Below are 23,661 nucleotides of genomic sequence, written 5' to 3' on the forward strand. Positions count from 1 at the left end.
GTTCTTTCTCCATCGAGAGGGGAGACATCCGGGGATGACGTAAAGGCCCCCAGGGAGCTCATAGATCAGTTAGACGCCGAGGGGCTTCTAACCGGAAGATCTAATTGAAAATTTCACGTTGGCTTACCGCCGGGCCCTCAGAGCTGAGCTTCTGATCTTTCGTTGTGTAGAAGTAGACATCTGTGGCAAAGATCCGGGCGTAGTCTGCCTGGCTGTTCGGTTTGGTCGTGTTGAAGTCTCCGAAAAGACCGGTAGCGGGCGTGGTGATGTTGTTCATGGCGCTCGTGACTGCTGCACGATCTGGGGTTCCTGGCACAGACTTAATGGCCCCGACGACCAGTTGAAAATCGCCCCAGGCCTGAAGGCCGAGAGCCGTGAAGTTCTTGGGATCGACGTTCGCAGCCTTCATATCGGCCAGAAACTTCGCTACGTCCACGTTGTCCGCATCGCTGACATCCGGTGTACCTGATGCGAGCAGTAGGTTGTCACCGTCTTGGCCCAGCTGGGTCAGGACGGCGACCGGGGCCGCGGCAGTTGTGGTGCCGACGATGAAGTTAGGATCACGCTGCTTCTGTGCGCGAATCCACTTGACGGCATCTGTAGCAGGGAGAAAACTTAGCGCACACGTCGACCCCGCATCAGAAATTGAAGCCGCAACCGGACCGTAGTCCGATGCCCCCGATGCACCCATATTCTTCTCGAGGAGCTTCTTGCCGCCATCGGCGACAACCTTCTGGACCAGAGGCAGGGCCAGTGCAGCGGTCGGGGTGTCCCAGTGGATAAACGTAATCACGTCGCACCCACGGCTGATGAATTGCTGAGTGAGTCCTGCGACTCCGACCTGCGGTGATCCCGTGGGGAATGATGCAGAATTGGTGTAGTCGGACGAAGTCGTTGCGACGTTGCCGACCATGGTCATATTGGCCTGGTCAAACAAGGGGAGCACAGCTTCGCTGTAACGCGTTTGCAGAGCGATCGCCGCGACGGCATCAGACGTCACCGCGTCCCGTGCACATTTAGTCGAACCTGCTTGCGTTCCCTGGTCGTTGCACACTGACAAATCGACTTTCCGGCCGTTGATACCGCCGGCGGAGTTCAGGTTCTCGGCCGCTGCCTGAATGACTACAGGAACCTCTGGATAAGAGAAACCCTGGGCCGCGAACTGGCCGAATAGAGCTATGTCGATGGGTTGGTCTGCCGACGGCTCGTCCCCCGAGCTAGAACAAGCCCCTAGCGTCAGCGCAAGAGCGAGCGCTGAGGCGAGGCAGTATGTCTTCTTCATGAGATGAGTGCCGATCCTCTCGTAAAGGAGTAGCGATATGTTCTACTCCTTGTGACATGGAACACCTCAATCTCAGCTACGTCGATGACGAACGCTGCACACGCAATCTGCAGATGTGCACATTCGTCCATGGCATGTCTCGTCATCAATGCAGTTGTCAACGACGGTCGAAAATGGGGGCTCTATCGGCCTTTGGTCGATGTCGGCGCGGGTCTGTCTCTAGCTCCTCTAATGAGAGCTATCCGACTCCGCATGAGGCAGGGTGGGGTCGGTAGTCGCCGGTGGGGTGAGCACCCAGCTCCTCTGAGCCGTGTTCGAGCTCTATTGACAGATCGTGCCCTCACCGGTGGCCGGGAGAGCCGACCACTGATGGGATGTCGTGCCCGCCGTGTAGTGGCGTGAGCACTGATTCATTAGAGTGCCGGGGCGCTCCCGCGAACTACGAACTAACCAGGGCGAGAGGAGAATTCAACGTCTGGCGCGCGCCCGACTTCCCGAAGGCGTAGAAGGCATCGCGAAACTACATGCGTTGATCGCCGAACATGCACCCACCGAGTGGGTGGACCTACCAGCAGATCAAGTCGTCGTAGGAATCGAAACTGACCGCGGCCCTTGGGTAGTGGCCCTGCAGGCGGCTGGATACCTGGTTTTCGCGATCAACCCACCCTCGGCTGCCCGGTATCGGCAGCGGCATTCCACGTCCGGCGCCAAATCCGACGCAGGCGACGCGCACGTACTGGCCGAGATCGTCCGCCTCGACCGGGCCCATCACCGCCAAATCGCTGGGGACAGCGATCTGGCCGACGCGGTCAAACTGCTGACTCGTGCTTATCAGAACGCGATCTGGGAAAGAACCCGGCACGTACTACGGCTGCGATCAGCATTGAATGAGTTCTTTCCTGCTGCGGTGCACGCATTTCCGGACCTGGCCGCCCCGGATGCATTGATCCTGCTCGGCAGGGCTCCAGACCCGGCTCGGGCCGGCCACCTCACCCGCAGCCAGGTAATGTCCGCCCTGCGCGCCGCCGGCCGGCACCACGTACAGGGCAAAGCCGAATCGCTACGTAACTTGCTGCGCACCAGCCAGTTACGTCAACCGGCAACTATCGAAGCCGCCTACGCCACCATCGTTTCGGCACAGGTCAAGATCCTGACCGCGATCAACGAGCAGATCGCACAATTCCAAGTGGCGGTGAGCGAGCATTTTGGCAGGCACCCGGCCGCTGAGATCTACCTCAGCCAGCCGGGCCTGGGACCTGTTCTCGCCGCCCGTGTTCTGGGCGAATTCGGCGAAGATACGACCAGATTCAGCAACTCGCGCGCACGTAAGAATTACTCAGGCCAAAGCCCGATCACCCGGGCATCGGGCAAAAGAACTCTGGTCATGGCCCGCTACGCCACAAACCGCCGGTTAGGCAATGCCCTACATCAGCAGGCATTCAGCGCGATCTCAAGATCACCCGGGGCGCGCGCGTATTACGACACGATCAGAGGCAGAGGTATCGGTCATCATGCTGCTCTCCGACAACTCGCCAACAGGCTTGTCGGTGTCCTCCATGGCTGCCTGAATACCGGCACCCCGTACGACGAAGCCACGGCATGGCCGCACCGAGTTGGCGACGCCGAATCCAGCATCATCACGCCTGCTGTTTGACGGAAACTGGCATGGGATGTCTGACACGCAGGGGGCGAACTTTCGTGCAAGGTGGGTCAGAACTGGCGAGATCAGGCGGCCTTCGGAATTCGTCGGCCGGAGCCTCGGGTGCGCCGAATCGGTGTGGGGACCCGGCCGATGCCGACTCATATCGAGTTAATGGAGATGATGCTCGTCCGTATAGATTTCGTCGACTTCGTGTTGGCGAATCGTCTCCAAAAGGCTTACATGTATGGGTACGTCGATCGAATTGCTCTGAGGTATTTGACTAATCGGATCGTACGGCTATGTGATTTCCGTGCGTCGATGTCTCGTACAGCGATGTCGCGCCAGATCCCGGTCAGCAGCTTCGAGGATAGCCGAACCTGAACTACGGCCCGTCGATATGGATCATCTCGCCAGCGGAACGACGGTCATGCCGGGGAACTTGTGCGTCTCGGCTTCGGTCAGCATTGCTGCGGCGACGGTTGCGCGGCTGATGGTCGCAGGGAAGCGTCTGCGGGGAACTGTGTGCAGACCGGCGACTTTCCAGTTGGATGCGAGTGCTTTGTTGGTTAGTGGTCCGGCGTGGAAGACGGTGCCGCCGGCCCGAATCACGGCGCTGTCGGCGGATACTTTGTCGGAGAGTTCGTTTCCCATCACTCGGCGCAACAGCCAGCGGGTCGGTGGCCCTGCGGTGTCGGCGGATGCACCTGTTCCGTAGGCGCCGAGCCATATGATTCTGTCCGGTTGGGCGTCGATGACGGCGCGGGCGCCGGCCTCGAGGGTTCCGGTGGCGCCTTTGGCGACACCGAGTCCGGAGATCACTGTGGTGCCCGGGACTACGGCGCGAGCGATGGAGGAGGAGTCGAAGACGTCTGCTGCGACTGTGGTGAGATTGGCTGAGTCGGGCAGGGCGATTCGACTGGGGTCACGGGCTAGGGCAACTACGGTGTGTCCGCGTTCGAGTGCTTGTTCGGTCAGTTGGCGCCCGGTGGCCCCGGTTGCTCCGAGGATGGTGATGTGCATCGTTAATGTCCTTTGATGTCTTCAGATTCGGGTGAGGATGTTGCTGGTTTGCGCGCCTAGTGTTGTGTTGGATACGAGAATGTCGGAACTTCCTGGGGTCCAGGGCGTTCCGTTGATTCGTGTTGCGGTGCCGCCGGCTTCGGTGGCGAGGAGTATTCCTGCGGCGACACCGGGAAGGGTCGGTTGGTACTGCCAGAAGACATCGGCGTGACCTGATGCAACAGCGAGCAGTGGAAAGGTCGAGGGCACAGTTGCTTGAACCAGCAGATTCTGGCCCAACATCGCGCCTATTGACTGCGATATTGCCTGGTGAGTATCGGTTTGGCCGTGTTCTGCTTGGCCGGTCAGAGCTAAGGAATCAGCGAGATCGTGTTTCTCCGCAACGCGCAGAGTCTTGGTGCCCAGGTGCGCGCCCTCTCCGGCGATCGCGGTGTAGGTGTTGTCTCCGATCGGTGCTCGAACGACGGTGAGCACGGGTTCACCGCCTGCGACGAGTGTGATCGTCACGCACCACTCGCCGGTTCCATGGACGTGGTTGATGTTGCCTTCGACTGCGTCGACGACCCACCACTCGCCGTCGGGGAGTGGGGCGGATTCGAGTTCGTCGGGTAACCATGTCGCTTGTGGCCGGGTCGATTTGAGTTCGGCGCGGAGGCTGGACACGGCATTTTCGTTGCGGCGCATGGCCTCGAATATCTGTGTCCGATCGGCGGGACGATTATCGGGTTCGTACAGGGCGAGAAGTTTCTCGCCCGCGCCGAGTGCGATTTCTACGACGTGGGGGAGAAGTGTGCGGTATTGGTTCATGCCTCGAAGGTAGAACTGATCCGAACATAACTCCAGTGCAATATTGGCAATGATTAGTTTACTCTCGTGCATGTGGATCTGAATCTTTTGGTCGCGCTCGACGCACTACTGGAGGAGAACAGTGTGCAGGGGGCTGCGGACCGCCTACGACTGTCCGCACCCGCGATGAGTCGCGCTCTCGGTCGGATCAGGCGCGCGACCGGTGACGATATTTTGGTGCGGTCGGGGCGGACGATGACTCCGACGCCGAGGGCGCTCGAATTACGTGAGGAGACAAGTGATCTCGTTCGGCGAGCCACGGCACTCCTCGCCCCGGCCAGGGAGGTCGACCTCGCAGATGTGAACAGAACGTTCGTCGTTCGATGCCACGACGCCCTGCTCGGCACGCTGGCGCCAGGCCTGCTCGGCGTTGTCGCCGAGTCGATGCCGCAGGCGACGGTCCGATTCGTCGGTGAAACGGCGGACGACGGCCTCGATCTCCAGCGCGGATACGTCGACCTGGACATCGGAGCATCCCCACCGCCTGTGCCCGAAGTCTCTTCGAAGGTCATAGGTCGGGATCGGTTGGTGGCAGCGATGAGACCCGATAATCCGCTTGCGCTCGAATCGATGACGGCGAACCTGTTTGTGTCCGCTCGACACGTCATCGTGTCGAGGAGAGGGCGGACGCGCGATGCGATCGACACGGTGCTGAACGAGTTCGGGACCGAGCGGCGTGTTTATGCGGTAGTGCCGACGAGCACGGCGGCGCTGGAGATAGTGGCGGAATCGAATGCAGTCGCCGTGGTAGCGGGGGGTGCGTGCGCTGCAGCAATGCGCCAGCTGGGGATCGTCGGCAGGGATCTGCCGTTCGAACTTCCCGGTACGCCGGCGATCATGCTGTGGCATCGGCGCAATGACAGCGATCTGATCCATGCTTGGTTTCGGGACAAGGCGGAAGGCGTGTTGAGTGCCGCACTCGTGTAGTGAACGCGCTCGGTAGAACCGAGCAATGAACGCGTCGCGAAACGTAAGTAGACGACTGGTCTAATATCGCGTACTGTCATTCACATGCCAGCGATCGAGCGCACCGACACGCGAGAGACCATCATCGCCTGCTCTCAGATGCTGATGGCCAGAAAAGGTTACACGGCAGTTGGTTTGAATGAAATTCTCACGGCAGTGCATGTCCCGAAAGGGTCGTTTTACTACCACTTCGCGTCGAAAGACGCGCTCGGGGAAGCGATGCTGAAATCCTATTTCACGGACTATTTGGCTGACTTCGACGTGATCCTGGGCCGCGAAGACCGTACCGGGGCGCAAAGGATTCTGGACTATTTCGAGTCCTGGATCGAATCTCAGGGCAGTTTCGACTGTCAGGGCAAATGCCTGGCAGTTAAACTGGGCGCGGAGGTGTCAGACCTGTCCGAACCGATGCGCCTCGCACTCAAGGGCGGGATAGGTGCGATCACGCAGAGAATCGAAAGGGCAATCCGTGCCGGCATCGACGACAAGTCGGTGACGTTGGACGGGGATCCGAAGCCGACGGCAGTGGCGCTGTACGAGTTGTGGCTCGGCGCAAGCGTCACAGCCAAAGTGAATCGGACGACCGATTCGATGCGCAATGCACTGGACCTGACCCGCCAGATCCTGGCTATCTGAACCCGAGCAACATCCAAGGGTGGCCGCACACCTGTATATGGCACTAGACGACTGGTCTACTATTTCTCTCGAAAGAAGGAAAACAATGAAGGTTCTGATCGTTCTGACTTCCCATGACACGCTGGGTAACACTGGCCGGAAGACCGGGTTCTGGCTCGAGGAGCTCGCCGCACCCTACTACCGCTTCAAGGACTCGGGCGCCGAGATCGTGCTGGCGTCGCCGGCCGGGGGACAACCTCCACTCGACCCCAAGAGTAACGAGCCCGACTTCCAGACGGCGGACACGCATCGTTTCGAGGCGGACGTCGCCGCAACGGCACAACTTGCGGACACCGTCGCACTGAATTCGATCGACGTCTCCGAGTTCGACGCCGTCTTCTACCCCGGTGGACATGGACCGCTCTGGGACCTTGCCGAAGATCGCACGTCGATCACCCTCATCGAGACCGCTTTGCAGAAGCAGATTCCGGTCGCGCTGGTATGCCATGCTCCCGGCGTTCTGCGGCATGCCTCCAATCGTGACGGAAGCCCACTCGTAGCGGGCCGTACCGTGACCGGATTCACCAACAGTGAGGAAGAAGGGGTCGGTTTGACCGAAGTTGTGCCATTCCTCGTCGAGGATGAGCTGATTCGACTCGGCGCCGCTTACAGCAAGGGGCCGGACTGGGATTCCTACGTCGTTAGTGATGGCATCCTGATCACGGGACAGAATCCGAACTCGTCGGCCGCTGCCGCGACCGCACTTATCGAATTGGTTGACGGACAGACCTTGGCCTGACTGTTGACGGCATGTCGCGCGCAAGGTCACGTCGAGACCACAAGAGCACCTCAGGATGGGCCCAGAACTTGTTTGGGCCCATCCCGCCCTGACTGTCTTGGATGTTCGGAACTCGTCGTACTTCTTCTGCGCCGGAGGTCGGTATCGCCAGATAGGTTTCGTACTCGCGGCGGCAGGGGAGCGTTGGCGATGTTCCGTAGGATTGGTGCTCTGTCTTCGAGAACGGTTGTGTCGCAACACTATTGTTCTATCGAGCGTCAGCCCGACTTGCTCACCCGACGTCAGGACTCGCGACAACCAGGTGCAACCTCGTTCTCCTGATTGACGGTGGAAGCAGGGCTCGTGAGGGGCTGAAGTTTGATTTCACTCCGCCTTGGCGTGGTATAGGAAGCATTTCTTCGCTGGCCAGTCCCAATCTTGACCAGCTGATCGAGAATTTCCATCAATACGTGAGTGACGTTGACGACGACGAGATGTGCCCCCGCTGCGAATGAGTGCCGCGCCTGTTCCGCACTTGAAACGATCTCCATTCTCTTCCGGTCCGCGGCCGCGGCCTGATTGTGCAAGCTGGACAGTGCTTGTGATACCCGGATGTCGGACGGACCGTCGACACCGAACGACAATGAGAGATCGGCAGGGCCGCCCATAACGCCGTCGATCACAGGAACTGCCAGTATCTCTTCGGTATTGGCGCAGCCGGTGTGGGATTCGATCATCACGATTACCACGGTTCGGTCGGTATCTGCCTGCAAGTGTTCGCGAGCTGGTACCTGGCCGAAACGTCCGGCCCGCCCGTACGTGGCGAAGCCTCGGTCGACCGCCGGGGCGTACCGGCCTTGCTGAACCACCGCGTGAGCCTGTTCCGCGCTGTCAACGTGCGGCACGACAATTCCCGTTGCGCCGTGGTCGAGAACCCGCTGGATCAGCGCCTGCTCGTTTTGCCCGACGCGCACCAGAACATCCATGCCGTGCAGTTCTGCTGCGGTGATGTGGTGTCTCAAGGCAATGAGAGCCGACGAACGAGCGGTTTCGTGAACACAACAGTGTGAGGACACGGTTCGCTGCCATGGAGGTCTCGGAACTGTCGAAACCTGGAACCCGTCGGCGTTGAACACGGATAGGAGACTCGACAGCCGAGGAAATTGCGGTCATGAGACTCGTGGTTGAAATCGGACCCAGCTCGCCAAGAAACCTGCGCTCGTTGAAGTAGCCGACCTATCCGACGGTCGGAATCTCGACGGTTTTGATACTGTGCCAGGTGCCCGAATCAGGGGTGGCCTGGCGATGATCGTCGGCTGGCAGGGTAGCGGGGGGGAGATTACGTAACCTGCGTCCTCGGGCAAACTGTCACTCACCGCCTCCATAGCGAACTTGGCGACAGAGTATGCGCCGTAATTCGCCATAGCGACTCGACCGCCCACTCAAGTGATGTTCACTATTCGGCCACGGCTGACTAAGAGGGCCGAAAGAAGGCTCCCGTGAGTGCGATCGGCCCGAAAACGGACACATCGAACTGATGTCGGTCATCCGGCTATTTTGCATCGCGGCGGCATTCGGTCCTCTCGGCCGAGATGAGTACGGATACCACCGCAGGTCAATTGTTCGACACCAACAACCTTCTTTCCAACGACCTTCTTGTGTCGACACCAACAACATTCTTAATCTCCGTTGGCACGACTCCAGCCGCCGAACTACAAGCGTGCAGTCGACGCAGCACTAGTGCCCGCTATGCAGACCCGTATGTCGCTGGCTATCTCGCTGTGTGCGCATAACGACATCAACTGTGCGCACATCGTCAAGTCTTCAGACGTTCCAGAGTCCAAGCTGAGACCCAGGGCACAATTTCAGGAAAGAAAGGAGTAGATGTCATGACGTTGTGGGTAAACGTTCCCGGGCAATCTGGTAGCCCTTGGGAGTTCGAAGACCTGGTACTCGACGCCCCGAAGTGCGGCGACGTGAAAGTCGAGTGAGTGACGTCGGGGCTACGCCACTCTAACGAACGCCTCCGTGACGGTAGCGGCCCTGGTCGATCTGCCTCCGATCATCGGCGACCACGCCCATCTCGGCCTTCTTCCCGTGTGTCGGCGCTTTCGCGGATGCCTGAACGGTCCATTGCGATCTGGGTGTCCATCTGCTCGCCCTACTTCGCCTCTGCATTGAAGGCGAGCTCGACGAAATAGTCACGCGCACGTACTCCATCCATCAGGTCAACGACGGGTTCGAGGCCATGTGCAACGCCGAAAACGTCAGCGGTCTCATCCTGTAATCGAAAGGCCATTTTCAATGACTGCAGTCCACGAAAACCCCACTTCCGCGTTCCTCCCAGGAAATACCGCAACCCAGCTCTTCATAGCGGGCAACTGGCAGAACGCTTCTGACGGCGGCACGTTCACCGATCTGAATCCGACGACGGGACAACTACTCGTCGAGGTGTCCTCGGCTACAGCAGTAGATGTTGACGCAGCCGTACGCGCAGCTCGCACCCAACTTGCCGGTGAATGGGGCTCGACCCCCGGCGTTGTCCGTGGAAAGCTGCTGAATCGGATCGCGGATCTCATAGAACGCGACGGGGATCTGCTTGCCCGGCTCGAAGCCCACGACGTCGGTAAACCTGTCGGTCAGCCGGCGATGCTCGATATTCCCAATGCTGCAGCGACATTCCGTCACTTCGCAGGTTGGGCCGACAAGATTCAGGGCACCACCATCCCGACGGCGGGATACTTTGGTCAGCCGACGCTCTCTTACACCGTGCGTGAGCCCGTCGGCGTCATCGGTGCGATCATTCCCTGGAATACCCCGCTGATGATCGCGGCGTGGAAGCTCGCGCCGGCCTTGGCTGCCGGGAACACCCTGGTGGTCAAGCCGCCGGAGGATGCGCCGTTGTCGATTCTGCATTTGGCGCGTCTCATCGACGAGGCAGGCGTTCCTGCCGGTGTCGTCAATGTCGTTCCGGGGTTGGGTGAGGTGACCGGAGATGCACTTGTCGGGCATCCGGATGTCGATAAGATCAGCTTCACTGGAAGCCCGCGCGTCGGCAAACTCATCGCGATGAAAGCTGCCGACACATTTAAGCGGACGACTCTCGAGCTGGGGGGGAAGTCGCCGCAGATCATCCTCGAGGATGCAGATCTCGAAGCGGCGATCAACGGCACCGCAATGGGGTTGTTCTTCAACCAAGGTCAGGTCTGTGCCGCGGGTACTCGTGTGTTGGTACACCGTTCGTTGTACAAGCAGGTCGTCGACGGGTTGTCCGCAGCAGCATCGGCGCAGGTGCTCGGGGATCCATTCGATCCTGCGACAACTATGGGTGCACTCGTCAATGCGAAGCAGAAGGATACGGTGCTCGGCTACATCCAGTCCGGGCGTGACGCCGGCGCTCGTGTCGTTGCCGGTGGTGGCAGCCCGCAGCGCGACGGATTTTTTGTCGAGCCGACGATTTTCGCCGACGCGAACAACGACATGAAGATTGCGCAGGAGGAGATCTTCGGTCCGGTCGGAACGGTCATACCGTTCGACACCCCGGAGGAAGCGATCACCATCGCCAACGCGACGGAGTACGGTCTTGCCGCGAGTATTTGGACGCGTGACGTGTCTCATGCGCACCGCTTGGCTGCTCAGGTCCGGTCGGGCGCGGTCTGGGTCAACGGCTGGGCCGCAATCGATCCGGCACTTCCGTGGGGCGGTATGAAGGCCAGTGGGACCGGCCGCGAACTCGGCTGGGCCGGCATCGAGGCCAACACCGAAGAAAAGGTCGTTACGATCGTCCTCTGATGTACCTCGCAGCCCGTGCGTGCGTAGTTACATCGGACCTCAACTACGCACGCCCGGGTGCACGTGCATGCCGCGGGGATACGCCGTACGCCTCTTTGAACACTCGAGAGAAATGTGCAGAATTTCCGAGACCGTAACGCGCACAGATGGTCCCGATGCTTTCGTGCGACAGGCGAGGATCTTCCAGGTCCCGGCGACAACACTCGAGACGGCGGGACCTGATCCATGCCGCGACGCCGCGGCCCTCGGCTTCGAAGACCTTCTGCAGGTAGCGCGGCGAAATATGGCGAGCAGCAGCAACCATGGCCGTATTGAGCGCCGGGTCGTGCAGGTTGCTGTCGATGAACGACTGAGCGCCAGCGAGGATCACCGCGCCAGGGGACTGGATTGCGTGGGGTGCACGTTCGTCCAACGCCGCGCTGACGAGATCGAGGATGGCATTTTCGAACATGCGTGTCGCCGGAAAAATTCCGTCGGTGAGGTATTTTCGCAGATTGAACAGAAACGGCGACACCAGTGATCCGACGCCGTCGTCGCCCTGGATGCGTAGTGCCAGCACATGTGCCAGGTCGTTCGGGCGGATACTCAGCGACTCGCGCGGAAACATCAGCACGAACATCGCGAAATCGTCGTCGAAGTGCAACGTGTACGGCTCGCTGGTGTCGTAGACGGCGAAGTCGCCTGGCATGAGCACGGCCTGCCGGTCGCGTTGCACGACTACTCCTCGCCCGCGCAACTGCACGCCGACCTTCACCAGACCTGGATCGCTACGGCGGATGGTGGCACGGGTGCGCCGTACGTCGACGTCACGGCCGGACACCTCGCTGATGTGCAGCGAACCCAGTTCCGCTGACGAAAGGCCGCCGTCGAACTGCGACAGGCCGGTGGGCACGGCGTCGAGGGGCACGAAGGCCGTCGACACATCCTCGCTCCATTGCTCGAAACTCTGTGCCACGGTCTCACCTCATACCGTCGGTCGGTTGTCGATTAGGCGACATGCTTTGCCGATGGAACATTCGAGCGTGGGCAAGCCGGCGAGGCGAACCCGTCATGCGGGCCACGTCATGATTGTCTTCGCCTGCCTGGTTGGCTGCGCTGAGAATAACCTCGTCGATCTGAATCCCCGGGATTCCGGCGCGCCGACTGCTTCTCCCACGACGATTCCGGCAAGATCGTCGGGTCTCACGCTCGACAATGCGCCATCGTATCGCCCCCACGGTTCCCGTGCTGCCACCAAGAAAACTTCGCCCACTGCTTTCTCCTCTCCCGCGTTTCGATACGGTCAGTAGTAACCGAACATTCGGTCGTTGCGCAAGAAATTGGACGTTTAGTGGTGCACATTGGGGGGAGAGCACCTGAGAACGCAACGACTACCGCGCGCGCCCGGTGACCGATCAGGCTATGGTGCGGTACGCAAAGATGCTAATCCGAGAGGGGAGATGGCCGTGCTGGTGGACGAGACCTTTGATGTCGCCCTGGTTGAATCGTCATCACAGTCCGACTATTGGGAGAATGCCCTGTCGGTCACTCACGTGCCTCTGGCGGTCAAAGTCGCCGTCGAATCGGATTCGCATGAGGCGAAACCGTTCGTAGGGGCGATTCGCCGACGGTGGCTTGGCGACATAGCCCTGATGGATGGGCGCAGTGGACCATTCAGAGGCAAGTTCGACCAGTCAAGGATCAAGGAGATCGACGGGGATTACATACAGCTCGTTTTGCCCACGGCGGGCAGTGAGCGTATCGCTCGTGTGGGTGGACTCGAGATAGGAATTGAACAACTGGTCATTTCCTCGACGCGCTCCGCCTATCAATTCGAGGTCCCGACAGGCATCTGCAAGCGCACCTTGCGCCTGCCGAGAGCAGGTGTTGAGGTTGTGCTCGGGCGGCGGTGGGAGTCGGCGCCGGTTGCGGTGATTGCCCGGACGGAGTCGCCGGTGCGGCTACTCGAGGGATACCTCGATGTCGTAGACGGCATGTACGCCACGATGACCGCCCTGGACGCGATGACGGCGCGTAATGCGGCCTTGGAGCTGATTGCAGGGATCATTCGCTTCACCGAGAACAGGTCATTGCCCACACCAGCTCCTGCGCTCCGGCCGATGATCGAGTCATGGATCGATGTCCAGTTGCTGATGCACGCTGATCTGAGTGCGCAGGCTGCCGCCGCGGCTCATCATGTGTCTGTGAGGACCCTACATCGCTTGTTTTCCGGCGATGGTTTGTCATTTGCCGAGTTGGTGCGGGCGCACCGGTTGGAACATGCTCGTTCCGATCTTGTGAGAACGAGCGATTCGGTGCAGAAGGTGGCGAATCGTTGGGGGTTTGCTGATGCCAGTCACTTCTGCCGCTTATTTAAGCGTCAATTCACCATGACCCCTAACGATTACCGGTATACCCACTCAGTTACTGAAGACCTAGGTGGCGTTCTAGCCGCGGTTCGCTAGAACGCCAACGGAGGCCCTGATGGGGTGTCCGGAGCGCGATGCTTAGAGAGTGTCCTGCAGCCTCTGTGTCTACTTCTGACCTTCAGGGTGGACTGAATGCCCTGATTGAGCAACGATTCGGTCACCGCCGCGGTAGATCTCGTCCTGGCAAGTTGAGCGCTTTGGCCACGACCAGTGCGGCATTCCTCGGGAGGATGCTCCCCCAGTGATCGGCTGTGATCCTCTGATCGAATCTGCCGAAGGCACGGCAAATATTGCGAAACCTCCCTCTCCCGAGATAGTTGGCACTTTCAGCCCGTGTGCTGGCGCACGCATCCAATGTGATTGCAGACACAGCCATGACAATGGACAGGTCGCTGTAACCGGAGAACCCGTGGGTCTCGATGGGCCACAGTTTTTCTCAGCTCGCAGAGTCATCAACGCCGAGACTCCTCAAACATGAGCGTAGAGACACATTACCGACCTGCCGCCAACCAGATGTTCAACCGCGCGACCGGTGTACGACCCGTCGCCGACGAACACAGTCGAAAGAGCCAGTCTTATGACACTGACGTACCAAGAAGTCGTTGATGAAGTCCCAGTCCGGAGATTCCATCGCAAACTACTGATCGCCTGCTGTGGTGGCCCTTTTCTCGACGGGTACATCATCAGCATTGTGGGGGTGGCCATCATCGGCCTCGGGGCGGATCTCGATCTCTCCAGCTGGGACATTGGACTCGTAGGAGCCGCCGCTCTGATCGGAATTGGTGTGGGGGCACTGTTCTTCGGTTCCGTCACCGATCGGATCGGACGGGAGAAGATGTACGCAATCGATCTGACCGTCCTCGTCGTGGCCTGCATGCTTTGTGCGTTTGTCACGGAGATGTGGCAAATAGTTGTGCTACGTCTAATTTTGGGCCTGGCGATCGGGGCGGATCTACCCATTGCCACTTCGCTTTTGACCGAGTTCGCACCCACCAAGAAACGTGGGACGATGCTCGCGTTCGCCGCGGTCGCCTGGGGGGTAGGTACGGCCGTGGCATACCTGGTGGGTTATCTCTTCGCTGAGTTCGCAAACGGATACGAGGACTGGCGATGGATGTTGGCGAGCGGGGCGGTCTTCGGCGCGATCATCGTGTTTCTGCGACGAGGCATCCCGGAGTCTCCGCGGTGGCTTGCCAGCCGAGGCCGGATCGAGGAGGCTCAGGCAGTCGTACTGAATATCTACGGAAAACAGATCCCTGCCAGCGCATTCGACACTGCTAGTAAGCAGACGGTCGCGAACAACGCTGGTCTGTGGGCACGAACCAGGGTTCTGTTCAGTCCCCGCTACGTTCGTCGCACGATCATGTGTGCTGTTCTCTACTTCGCAAACGTCACGCCGCAATATGCAATCTTCATCTTCGCGCCCGTTCTCCTGACCAGTTTTGGACTGGTTGGCGGATCAGCAGAGCTGTTAGGCGGCCTGGTGATCGCCCTCGTGTCCATTGCGGGCATCATCCCGGTTCTGCGCTGGATGGAAACAGTGGGACGGCGCAAAATGGCCCTGATCCCGATGACAATCATGATGATCCCCTTCACGTTGCTCTGGCTGTTCCCCGCCGGTCCAGCCTGGTTTGTCATCGCGATGTTCGCGATCTACGCCCTCAGCGTCGCCGGCCCCGGAACCTTGATCTGGTCATACCCTAATGAAATCTTCCCCACCGAAGTTCGGGCGACTGCCTTGGGATTTTGTATCGCTTTCAGCCGAGTCGGAGCCGTCGCAGGCACATACCTCTTGCCTGTAGGGATCGAGCATTGGGGTGTGGGCAGCATCATGCTCATTGCCGCTTTGTTGACTCTTTTGGCGATCGTTGTCTGCTATTTCTGGGCGCCCGAGGTCAAAGGGATGGAGCTGGAAGAGGCGGCTGCATGACGACGAATCTGTCCAATGATTACAACTCCTCCTCGAAGAAGACGAATCTGATGAACTCTGATACCCCGATAGCCTTGACCTGGCCCGCCGACACACCCTCCATGTGGGATCGAGTGAAACTGGCACCTATTCCTGTAGTTGTTGCCCCTCTGCTTCGGAGTCGTCCGTACAGCGCGGCGATCGAGTTCGAGGACGGCGTAACCCTCGAATGTGGAACCTTGCTCAGGGAAGCGGAAGGCCTAGCCGCCTTCCTCCGGACCCGTATACGGCCCGGAGACCGGGTGGTTATGGCGATCGGAAACAGGTCCGAGTTCTTCATCGCATGGCTCGCGATTCTGGCCGCCCGAGGCGTGGCGGTCAAAATCAGTCCCAATACCGGGCCTGCAGACTCAGGCCACATCGTGCGGGATTCGGACGCATCACTGGCCATATGTGAACCGGAGGCTGCGCAAAACCTGCAGCAGGCATTTAGTGACATAGGTCGCGACGGCGGCGATTCCGTACTCGTGCTGGGAGGTGTTGAGCCATTCGGGCTTTCCCACTTCAGCACAGATCTAACGCCGATACCACTCGACGCAGACTGCGGCGACATCGAAGACGTCGCTGGCTTCACGTACACCTCTGGAACAACCGGACCGCCAAAAGGCTGCGTGCACGACCACCGTCAGTATCTGCGATACGCCGACGTGAAATTGAGGCTTTTACCATTCAGTAGTTCCGATGTGATTCTCAATCCACTTCAGTTCTATTATGGTGACTCGATTTGGCTTTTCCTCGCGGCTCTCCAAGCGGGCAGTCGATTCGTCAGCGTCCGAAAGTTCAGCGTGTCGCGTTTCTGGCCGAACGTCCATCGCTTCGGCGTGACGGGATTCTTGGGAATCGGCGCGATACCTACTCTGCTACTCAAGGCGCCGCCGGGAGATTTGGATCGCGGTCATTCTGTCAGATTCGCCTCACAGGTAGGTATTCCTGCGGACAGGCACCAGGAGTTGGTTGACCGATTCGGATTTCCTTGGGTCGAGGGTTATGGCATGTCGGAATGTGGTTCGGTGATCCTGATGCCCATAGGCCATCATGATTCGTATGTTGGAACCGGAGCCATCGGAATCCCCGTTCCCGACGTAGAAGTGGCGCTGAAAGATGCTGCTGGTGAGACGATTCTGGGTGCTGGCACTGGTCGGTTGTTCGTCAATACTCCCGACATGATGGCCCGTTACCACAGCCGGCCAGAGGCGACAGCCGAGGTGCTATCGGTCGACGGCTGGCTGGATACCGGTGACCTCGTCCGGCGCGACGACGACGGAGTGTATTACTTTGTCGGGCGTTCGAAGATCATTATCCGACGGGGCGGAGAGAACATTGCGCCGGAGGAGGTCGAGGCTGTCCTGCGCCAGGTTCCAGCGGTGCTCGACGCAGCTGTGGTGCCGGTGGCTGATTCGATATGGGGAGAAGAGGTGAAGGCATACATCGAAACTGCTCCCGGAGCCGCCTTCGACCCCGAGAAGATGGTGGATCATTGCCGAACGATGTTGAGTGCCTTTAAAGTGCCACGATATTTCGAACAGCGCACAGATCCGTTTCCTCGTACACCGAGTATGCGCATTCAGAAGGAAAAGCTGAAGGTCGGCGGTGTTCATTCGACTGCAAATGCCTGGGACCGGTTGTCGGATTAGGGGCCGATCAGGAGTGTCGGGGCCGCAGAGATTTGAACTGCTCCCCGGAGGTTGGACTGAGAAATTCAGTTCCGACTTCCGGGGGGCATTGTCAAGTTGTTTGGAGTGCAGCAGCTTTCGGGCGTAGCAAGGCATCACACGGAACGATCGGTCAGGCAGCGACGACCTGATCCCACACCTGAAATCGTGTGGCGACTTCGGTTCGGTGGTCGCTCGCAGTCATGCGGTGGCGGGGTAGGCGGAAGTACGGGGAGATACGACTAAACGAGGCCAGAAACCGTTGCGCTGCACCGACGGAGCGGAATTCTTTCATCGCACGTTCGCGTTGTCGGGTCGGTCGATGGGAGTTCTCGCACCGATTATTCAAGTATTTGTTCTGCCGGTGTTCGACCGTCGACATCGTCTTCCGGTGTGCGACCTGGTAGCTGCGAAGTTTGTCGGTGATCAGTGCCCGCGGCCGACGGCCTTGTTTCTTCAGAAGTTTCCTGAAGAACCTGGTCGCAGCCTTCCCGTCCCGCTTTCCTTGGATCAAAATGTCGAGAACATTCCCGTGCTGGTCCACCGCTCGCCACAAGTACTTCTGCACCCCGCCGACCTTGATGAACACTTCGTCGAGATGCCACTTATCGCTAGGTCGGGGTGCTTTCTGCCGTAGCCAGCGAGCGAACTCGGGCCCGAACCGAGTACTCCAAGCGCGGATCGTCTCGTATGAAACTTCGACGCCTCGGGCCGTCATCATCAACTCGATCTCGCGGAACGAGAGGGTGAACCGGTGATACAGCCACACGCAGTGCGCGATGATCTCCCGCGGAAACCGGAACCCTTTGTACGTCGACGACACACCGCATTATCCCAGATCAGGCGATCTCAACAACTTGATAGTGCCCCACAAAGCTCAAGGGCCTGAGCCCGGTGCAATACCGTGCCCAGGCCCTTGCTGCCTAAGCTCTTACTTGGCCAGTCCAACAATCGGGGACCAGTTCAGATTCCACTTGCGGCCCCGCATTGCTCGAGTGCCATCAACTAGCCGTTAGGAGATCGAGTGACCTGTCAGCGACCGCCTGATCGCCAATTGATGCACCTCGGAAGGAGCATCGTAGGAGAGAGCGCTGCCTCGATCGAGGTTGTCGGCATGACAAAGCGGGGTAGCCGAAGTTACATCGTTTGGTCTCGACAAGATCCAGCATTGACGCGTTACATCTAGCACGGTACGCACTGAGGTGAACCTCAGTCGATAGAACGAATCGGCCAGAAGGCGGTAGAACCCTGCTATGGGAGGACATCGCGTAGCTGCTTCTTGGGCCACTGTGAAAGTACTCGTTGATTACTACGCGACGGGCCTCCGGGCGTCGCTGCACGTAGTGCTTCCTTCAGGACCCGGTGAATTCAGGCCGATTCGGGAGCGCACACACTGAGTACGGCATTAGTGATTGAGGTGAGGTGATCGTCGGTCATCGGTGTTGACAGGGCCAACAATCCATTAGTGCCGGCTAGCACTCCGGCACGGTACAGCTTCCACCAAGTGACTGCAGGGTCGTCGGTTACCAGCCGGATCAGCGATCCGCTGCCGTTCGCGGCTACTCCGCCGTCTGTAAGTCGTTGGCGGACAGCGTCGCCGCTCGCGTTGAGTTCAGCGATGACGTTCGGGGTGAATCGGCGCAGCGCTACCATCCCGGCTGCCATAGTGACCGGGTTGGCACTGAAGGTGCCTCCCCAGGTCACCTCGCCGACGAGCGGATTGAATGACGACAGGACGTCGGCTCGGCCACCGACCGCGCCGACGGGATATCCGCCACCGATGGCTTTGCCCAGGGCCACCAGATCGGGAGTGATGCCGTATCGAGTATGCAGTCCGCCATATTCGAGGCGGAAGGTGATCACCTCGTCAACGGCCAAAAGTGCATTGTGGGTGCGCGCGAGTTCGCCTAGTCGTGAGACGAATTCGCCGGTTGCGGGTTCTAGGCTTGCGCGATTGGGCATAAGGTCGATCAGCACCGCGGCGACTTGCCCGCGATGAGCGGTGAGGGCGTATTCGACGGCGTCGATGTCGCCCTGGGGCACCTCGATGACCGAACTGGCCACTGCTGCGGGAACTCCATTCGCCGAGTGGGACACTGCCCCGTCGTAGGTTCCGTGGTAGCTACCTTTGAAGCGGATAATCAGGTCCCGGCCGGTGTGGGCGCGCGCGGCCCGCATGAGCATCATGACCGCTTCGGTACCTGAGTTGCAGAACCGCCACTGCTCGATACCGTCGGTGCGCTCACGCAGGGTTTCAGCCATCTCCACCTCGTAGCGAGTGGGCAGGCCAAACGCGGTTCCCTCGGCGGCCACCGCGGCGGTGATCTCGAGTATTTCCGGATCGGCGTGACCGTGGATCAGTGCGGTGTAGTTGTTGTTACAGTCGATGACCACATGTCCGCTCTCGTCGGTCATTTCGGCACCATTGCCGCGGACGGCATAGGGAGGGTGCGGTGGCACGAACAGAGTTGATCGGGTGTTGCCACCTGGCATGACAGCGATAGCACGGTCATAGAGCGCGCGATCAATGCTCGACATTGCCGAAGCCTCTTTCGGTAGACCGTGCGGGCAGACCGTATTGGCGCCGCGGCGGATTCACTGGTCGGGAAGTGTCAAGTAGGGGCGGCGCGTGCGTGAGGTGAAATGCTCACGGGCGCTAGACCATTGGAAATGTTGTTGGGTCCAGCGCCCGTGAGCGCAAACAGGACGAGCCATTTTTCAGGCGACGCCGCCTCTTCTCATCCAGTTAATTCGGCTCAAGCCCTAAACAACCAACGCGCGGTCTTTAGTGAAGATTTGACTGAGGCGTGGGTGTCTTGCGCGGTTCGCTGGCCTCTTTGAAAGATGCTTCTGTGCGAGGCAGGGCAACACTGAGCCAGTCAGCGACCAAGCCCGGTTTCGGCGCGCCGATGACCGCGATGGTGCAGTGGTAACGCACCAGATAGCCGCCGTTGCGTGGTTCGACGGAAGATACCTCACTGGTGAACGTGAGGTCATCAGAGGCAGTCAGGTTGGATGGGAACCGAACTTTGTCGAGGCCGTAGTTGAACCCGACTGTCGTGGTGGGTTCCAGCCGGATGAGTTGGTGGAGTAGGTAGTCCAGCAATGCCAGGCTGTGGAAGCCCTCGATCATTCCGTCGGGGTAGTCGGTGGGCAGTGTTTGGCCATAGGTGGCAGTGACACCTGTGACATCCTCGAACGTGTTGACTTCGTCTTGCCCGATCCGAAATTTGTCGATTGTGAACACGGATCCGACGAGTGAAGGCAGGTCGTGAAGCGCGATGGTACGGGGACTCATGGGGTTCCTTTCCCGAAACGTGAGGGGTGTTGCTCCTCGAAGTGTGTCGATTCGGGTGTTACCCGCATCGATTCATTTCCATTTGATTGGAGCCGTAGCACCAGCATCGATGACCTGCGTCGTCCCAGTGACGTATCGTGACTCGTCCGACGCGAGATAGACCACCGCATGACTGACGTCACTGGCCTCGATCCAGGGGATCGGCAATGCGTTGTGTAGTGAACTGGCCGCTCTGACATCGTCCATCGTCGCGCCCTCTCGGCCATTGGTGAACAGATCAAAGATGACGTCGTTGTCGATCATCGGGGTCCATACGGTGCAGGGATTGACAGAATTGACCCGGATGGATTGCAGCGCAAGCTCACCCGCCAACGCACGCATCAGACCGTTCGCCCCATGCTTGGCAGCGGTGTAGTGCGCAAGGCCTAGCTCTGCAATTAATCCTGAGATCGACGAGGTGATAATGATCGAACCACCTGTCCCTTGCTCCAGGAGCGTTGGGATGACCGCTTTTGCGGTCTTCCACACACCGGTCAGGTTGACGTCGATCATCGTGTTCCACTGTTCTTCGGTGAGTTCCCACGCTGGGGCGAAGCTACCGATTCCAGCGTTGGCACAAACGACATCAAGGTGTCCGAACTCGGCAACGCCTTCCTCGACGGCGCTCTTGATCTGGTCGAACTCGCGAATGTCGACTTTCCGAGTAATTATCCGGCCGCCGGCTTCTTTCACCAGCCTTGCGGTCTCAGCGAGGTCCTCTTCGGTCGCAAGTGGGTACCCGACAGTCTCAATGTCTTGGCAAATGTCGACAGCGATGATGTCGGCGCCCTCTCTGGCGAGATGAATCGCGTGCGACCTTCCCTGTCCGCGCGCTGCACCAGTGATGAATGCGACTTTGCCTTCAACTCTTCCCATTGTGTCTCTCCTTGGTTGATAGTCCGGAACTAGCTACTACTTATGCGGTCGGGCTTGTTGGTTATTTTCAAACGTGCTTCGGGCATGCCAGCGATCGTGTTGCCGACGGCTACTTCGATTCCGGGTACGAACAACACCACCCCTCACCAAGTGGCCTGCTCTTGACCTTGAAATTGTCTCGATATTTCAGGAAGCGGACGCAGCTTTCCTTTGTTGATCACATGGACCATCACGCTTTTTGTGGTTTTCGCGGTACGGGTACAGGCCGTGTGTTCGTGTGGTGGTGGCTCGGTGGTTCTGGAGAAGATCGTTAGGCAGGGTGGGGACTCCCGTCAGGCAGGTCCTCACCCTACTTAACGAAGGTGGTGGACGGGAGCCAGTTTGTAGACCGGGGTGTCGAGCTTCTCGTAGCGCGCCTTGAGTTGGAGGGCAAGGAATTTGGAGTAGAAGCGGCCGGTTCCCAACCCTCCGCCATGGACCCACAAATTTGGATGTGCGGTTGGTTTGCTGATGTTACGCAGCTCCCCTTCCCACGGTCCGGGGTCACCATCATAGCCAGCACCGTAACCCCAGCATCGGCCAAGTTGGTCCGCGATCTCAGGGGAGGCCAGCTCTTTGACCCAAGCTGTCATTGTGTCGTACCCGGTGGCGTAGACGATGATATCCGCCGCAAGTTCGGTTCCGTCATCGAAGATAACCGAGTGCTCGCGAATCTCGGTCACGGCGCCCTTCTTTACTTTCACGTCGCCCGAGACGAGCAGCTCGGTTGTGCCCTCATCGATGTAGAAGCCACGGCCGGTTCGGAACGCCTGGGTGGTCAAGCCCGATTCGTCCTCACCGAACGAGAACATGAATCCTGTCTTTTCCAACGCGTCATAATAGTCGCTCCGCCGCTGTCTTTCCTGTACCCAGAATTCGCGCATCGGGTCAGCCTGTAGGGCGAACGGCACCGAAAAGCGGATGAAGTCAGCCTCTTCGGCAGACAAGCCTGCATCCACAGCGTCCTCGGAGTAAAGCGGGGACAGCAGTTCGCGCAGTGTCTCCGATTTCACGATATGAGTGGATGAGCGCTGCACCATGGTGACCGCCTCACAACCGTGTTCCCAAAGGTCGAGTACCATATCGAACGCCGAATTCCGGGCTCCGATCACGACTGCCCTCTTGCCTTTCAGCGTGTCACCACCTCTATGTGCACCCGAGTGGTACTGCTCGCCTTGGAAAGTGTCGGCTCCGGGAATCTGCGGGGTGATCGGCTTACCGGTCAGGCCTACTGCGAATACGACATGCTTGGGGCGTAAGGTGACCGGTTCGCCGTCCCTGAGTACCTCCACTCGCCACTCGTTCGCGGTCTCATCGAACTCGGCCTTCACACATTCGGTAGAACCCCAGAAGTCAAGTTCCTGTACCCGCGTATACATCTCAAGCCAGTCGGCGAGTTTGTCCTTCGGGCTGAAGATCGGCCAGTCGTCAGGGAACGGAATGTAGGGCAGGTGGTCGTACCACACCGGGTCATGCAGGCACAGCGAGTTGTAGCGATCACGCCAGGCGTCGCCCGGCGCGGAATGCTTGTCGATGATCAAGGTGGGCACGCCGAGTCGCTTGAGGCGTGCCCCCATGGTGATTCCGCTCTGACCGCCGCCAATCACCAGACAGTACGGTTGTTCGTCGTACCCGAACTGTTTCTGGTGTCGGGTTCGGTCGTCAAGCCATGAGGTCCGACCGGGCACGGGCTTGTGTATGTTTCCCTTGCTGCGGCGGCGGCGGGTGGGTTCCTCAAAACCTTTGAGCTCTTCGAGGGTGGTGAACACCGTGAGTGCCTTGCCTCCGATCAGTCGGACGTGAGCACGAGCGCGTCCAGCTTCGGTCTCAAACCGGAGAAGCCCTTCGACGACACCGTCGGTTTCGCTGGGAGTGCCCTCAACGACCCAATTGTGCGGTTTGGTGGTGGCAAGTGTGGTCTGCAACATTTCCCGGATGGCGTCCGGACCCTGCTCTGTAACGATGTTCCAGGTGAACGCCATGAAGTCACGCCAAAAGGAATTGTCAGGCAGAAAGTGGTCGACCACGCGATCGACATCGCCGTCACTCAATGCGTTCGAGAATGTCTTGAGCCAAGCGTCAAGCGCCTCGGTGGCCCGGCCTGTGTCCGACTGTGTTGTGGGTGCGCTCAACGCGATTGCCTTCTTTCTTCACTGTGATACTGCGGAGGGCCGTGTGAGGCAGATGCATTTTTTTCTGAGTGCCTACACGATGTGAACTCGCCGTTCAACTATCGTCGCTGCCAACGCAAGCTGCGCATAGGATGGTTGCGCCACCGCATCGACTCGTTGTGCCATTTAGCTTCTGCCCTCTTTTTCGCCCTGGACTTGCGGTCATGGGACGTCCTTGGGTGGTTGTCCTCGGTGCGCGAATTGCCCACCCAGCGATGGGCGGAGGTGCGACTCCGGATCCCAGGCATGTCCTGAGACTTTGATGTGT

18 protein-coding genes and 1 pseudogene are annotated in these 23,661 nt (G+C 59.3%); 8 read left to right on the forward strand and 11 right to left on the reverse strand.

Going from position 1 to position 23,661, the window contains the following annotated elements; translation table 11 throughout:
* Positions 1 to 100: 100 nt before the first annotated feature.
* Entirely contained in the window at positions 101 to 1,282 is a 1,182-nt protein-coding gene (locus tag CJ178_RS31635; protein ID WP_095888982.1) for an ABC transporter substrate-binding protein, read from the reverse strand.
* Positions 1,283 to 1,700: 418 nt separating this feature from the next.
* On the opposite strand from CJ178_RS31635, the gene CJ178_RS31640 reads away from it, so the two are divergent.
* Entirely contained in the window at positions 1,701 to 2,936 is a 1,236-nt protein-coding gene (locus CJ178_RS31640; RefSeq protein ID WP_179300908.1) for an IS110 family transposase, read from the forward strand.
* A gap of 390 nt (positions 2,937 to 3,326) precedes the next feature.
* Here CJ178_RS31640 and CJ178_RS31650 read toward each other — a convergent pair whose 3' ends face one another.
* Together CJ178_RS31650 and CJ178_RS31655 are read right to left on the reverse strand one after the other, a co-directional pair.
* Entirely contained in the window at positions 3,327 to 3,944 is a 618-nt protein-coding gene (locus CJ178_RS31650; protein ID WP_095888985.1) for an NAD(P)-dependent oxidoreductase, read from the reverse strand.
* A gap of 21 nt (positions 3,945 to 3,965) precedes the next feature.
* The gene (locus CJ178_RS31655) at positions 3,966 to 4,751 is read right to left on the reverse strand and encodes an inositol monophosphatase family protein (RefSeq protein WP_179300909.1); all 786 of its coding nucleotides are present in this window, start codon (positions 4,749 to 4,751) and stop codon (positions 3,966 to 3,968) included.
* A gap of 72 nt (positions 4,752 to 4,823) precedes the next feature.
* Between CJ178_RS31655 and CJ178_RS31660 the strand changes: the two genes are divergently transcribed.
* The 3 genes from CJ178_RS31660 (at position 4,824) to CJ178_RS31670 (ending at position 7,170) form a co-directional block, all read left to right on the forward strand.
* Positions 4,824 to 5,717, forward strand: a complete 894-nt coding sequence (locus CJ178_RS31660; RefSeq protein ID WP_218833771.1) for a LysR family transcriptional regulator — start codon at positions 4,824 to 4,826, stop codon at positions 5,715 to 5,717.
* Between the two features lie 84 nt (positions 5,718 to 5,801).
* Complete coding sequence (locus tag CJ178_RS31665) at positions 5,802 to 6,392, forward strand: TetR/AcrR family transcriptional regulator (RefSeq protein ID WP_095888988.1); 591 nt, start codon at positions 5,802 to 5,804, stop codon at positions 6,390 to 6,392.
* A gap of 85 nt (positions 6,393 to 6,477) precedes the next feature.
* Positions 6,478 to 7,170, forward strand: coding sequence for a type 1 glutamine amidotransferase domain-containing protein (locus CJ178_RS31670; RefSeq protein ID WP_095888989.1), 693 nt, complete (start codon positions 6,478 to 6,480; stop codon positions 7,168 to 7,170).
* A 281-nt stretch (positions 7,171 to 7,451) separates the two neighbouring features.
* On the opposite strand, the gene CJ178_RS31675 is transcribed toward CJ178_RS31670, so the two are convergent.
* Positions 7,452 to 8,285, reverse strand: coding sequence for an HpcH/HpaI aldolase family protein (locus CJ178_RS31675; protein ID WP_306453229.1), 834 nt, complete (start codon positions 8,283 to 8,285; stop codon positions 7,452 to 7,454).
* Between the two features lie 1,168 nt (positions 8,286 to 9,453).
* Between CJ178_RS31675 and styD the strand changes: the two genes are divergently transcribed.
* Positions 9,454 to 10,941 carry a phenylacetaldehyde dehydrogenase StyD gene (gene styD / locus CJ178_RS31680; RefSeq protein ID WP_095888991.1) on the forward strand — a complete coding sequence of 496 codons (1,488 nt, stop codon included), beginning with the start codon at positions 9,454 to 9,456 and terminating at the stop codon, positions 10,939 to 10,941.
* 43 nt (positions 10,942 to 10,984) lie between these two features.
* On the opposite strand, the gene CJ178_RS31685 is transcribed toward styD, so the two are convergent.
* Together CJ178_RS31685 and CJ178_RS33555 are read right to left on the reverse strand one after the other, a co-directional pair.
* Positions 10,985 to 11,896 (reverse strand): helix-turn-helix domain-containing protein, encoded by a 912-nt coding sequence (locus tag CJ178_RS31685; protein ID WP_095888992.1) that lies wholly within the window; start codon positions 11,894 to 11,896, stop codon positions 10,985 to 10,987.
* A gap of 69 nt (positions 11,897 to 11,965) precedes the next feature.
* Positions 11,966 to 12,193: pseudogene (locus CJ178_RS33555) on the reverse strand (3-oxoadipyl-CoA thiolase); the annotation flags it as partial.
* A gap of 187 nt (positions 12,194 to 12,380) precedes the next feature.
* Between CJ178_RS33555 and CJ178_RS31695 the strand changes: the two are divergent.
* The 3 genes from CJ178_RS31695 (at position 12,381) to CJ178_RS31705 (ending at position 16,952) form a co-directional block, all read left to right on the forward strand.
* Entirely contained in the window at positions 12,381 to 13,385 is a 1,005-nt protein-coding gene (locus tag CJ178_RS31695) for an AraC family transcriptional regulator (protein ID WP_095888993.1), read from the forward strand.
* Positions 13,386 to 13,926: 541 nt separating this feature from the next.
* Positions 13,927 to 15,279: an MFS transporter gene (locus tag CJ178_RS31700; RefSeq protein WP_095888994.1), complete on the forward strand. Its 1,353-nt coding sequence runs from the start codon at positions 13,927 to 13,929 to the stop codon at positions 15,277 to 15,279.
* Positions 15,280 to 15,380: 101 nt separating this feature from the next.
* Positions 15,381 to 16,952 carry an AMP-binding protein gene (locus CJ178_RS31705; RefSeq protein WP_257013676.1) on the forward strand — a complete coding sequence of 524 codons (1,572 nt, stop codon included), beginning with the start codon at positions 15,381 to 15,383 and terminating at the stop codon, positions 16,950 to 16,952.
* A 151-nt stretch (positions 16,953 to 17,103) separates the two neighbouring features.
* On the opposite strand, the gene CJ178_RS31710 is transcribed toward CJ178_RS31705, so the two are convergent.
* The 5 genes from CJ178_RS31710 to CJ178_RS31730 form a co-directional block, all read right to left on the reverse strand.
* Entirely contained in the window at positions 17,104 to 17,793 is a 690-nt protein-coding gene (locus tag CJ178_RS31710; protein WP_095888996.1) for an IS6 family transposase, read from the reverse strand.
* Positions 17,794 to 18,338: 545 nt separating this feature from the next.
* The gene (locus CJ178_RS31715; RefSeq protein WP_095888997.1) at positions 18,339 to 19,508 is read right to left on the reverse strand and encodes an aspartate aminotransferase family protein; all 1,170 of its coding nucleotides are present in this window, start codon (positions 19,506 to 19,508) and stop codon (positions 18,339 to 18,341) included.
* A 247-nt stretch (positions 19,509 to 19,755) separates the two neighbouring features.
* Positions 19,756 to 20,268: a hypothetical protein gene (locus CJ178_RS31720; RefSeq protein WP_095888998.1), complete on the reverse strand. Its 513-nt coding sequence runs from the start codon at positions 20,266 to 20,268 to the stop codon at positions 19,756 to 19,758.
* 72 nt (positions 20,269 to 20,340) lie between these two features.
* Positions 20,341 to 21,183 (reverse strand): mycofactocin-coupled SDR family oxidoreductase, encoded by an 843-nt coding sequence (locus tag CJ178_RS31725; RefSeq protein ID WP_095888999.1) that lies wholly within the window; start codon positions 21,181 to 21,183, stop codon positions 20,341 to 20,343.
* A 353-nt stretch (positions 21,184 to 21,536) separates the two neighbouring features.
* On the reverse strand, positions 21,537 to 23,354 hold the full coding sequence (locus CJ178_RS31730) for a flavin-containing monooxygenase (protein ID WP_095889000.1): 1,818 nt from the start codon (positions 23,352 to 23,354) through the stop codon (positions 21,537 to 21,539).
* Between the last annotated feature and the right edge of the window lie 307 nt (positions 23,355 to 23,661).

The sequence above is a fragment of the Rhodococcus sp. ACPA4 genome (assembly GCF_002300185.1).
Classification (GTDB): domain Bacteria; phylum Actinomycetota; class Actinomycetes; order Mycobacteriales; family Mycobacteriaceae; genus Rhodococcus_F; species Rhodococcus_F globerula.

Bases quoted from the DNA above. Each gene is read 5' to 3' on its own strand.
- CJ178_RS31695 (WP_095888993.1), top strand. From the start codon at position 12,381: ATGGCCGTGCTGGTGGACGAGACCTTTGATGTCGCCCTGGTTGAATCG.
- styD (WP_095888991.1), top strand. From the start codon at position 9,454: ATGACTGCAGTCCACGAAAACCCCACTTCCGCGTTCCTCCCAGGAAAT.
- CJ178_RS31665 (WP_095888988.1), top strand. From the start codon at position 5,802: ATGCCAGCGATCGAGCGCACCGACACGCGAGAGACCATCATCGCCTGC.
- CJ178_RS31635 (WP_095888982.1), bottom strand. From the start codon at position 1,282: ATGAAGAAGACATACTGCCTCGCCTCAGCGCTCGCTCTTGCGCTGACG.
- CJ178_RS31650 (WP_095888985.1), bottom strand. From the start codon at position 3,944: ATGCACATCACCATCCTCGGAGCAACCGGGGCCACCGGGCGCCAACTG.
- CJ178_RS31720 (WP_095888998.1), bottom strand. From the start codon at position 20,268: ATGAGTCCCCGTACCATCGCGCTTCACGACCTGCCTTCACTCGTCGGA.
- CJ178_RS31670 (WP_095888989.1), top strand. From the start codon at position 6,478: ATGAAGGTTCTGATCGTTCTGACTTCCCATGACACGCTGGGTAACACT.
- CJ178_RS31700 (WP_095888994.1), top strand. From the start codon at position 13,927: ATGACACTGACGTACCAAGAAGTCGTTGATGAAGTCCCAGTCCGGAGA.
- CJ178_RS31725 (WP_095888999.1), bottom strand. From the start codon at position 21,183: ATGGGAAGAGTTGAAGGCAAAGTCGCATTCATCACTGGTGCAGCGCGC.
- CJ178_RS31705 (WP_257013676.1), top strand. From the start codon at position 15,381: ATGTGGGATCGAGTGAAACTGGCACCTATTCCTGTAGTTGTTGCCCCT.
- CJ178_RS31655 (WP_179300909.1), bottom strand. From the start codon at position 4,751: ATGAACCAATACCGCACACTTCTCCCCCACGTCGTAGAAATCGCACTC.
- CJ178_RS31715 (WP_095888997.1), bottom strand. From the start codon at position 19,508: ATGTCGAGCATTGATCGCGCGCTCTATGACCGTGCTATCGCTGTCATG.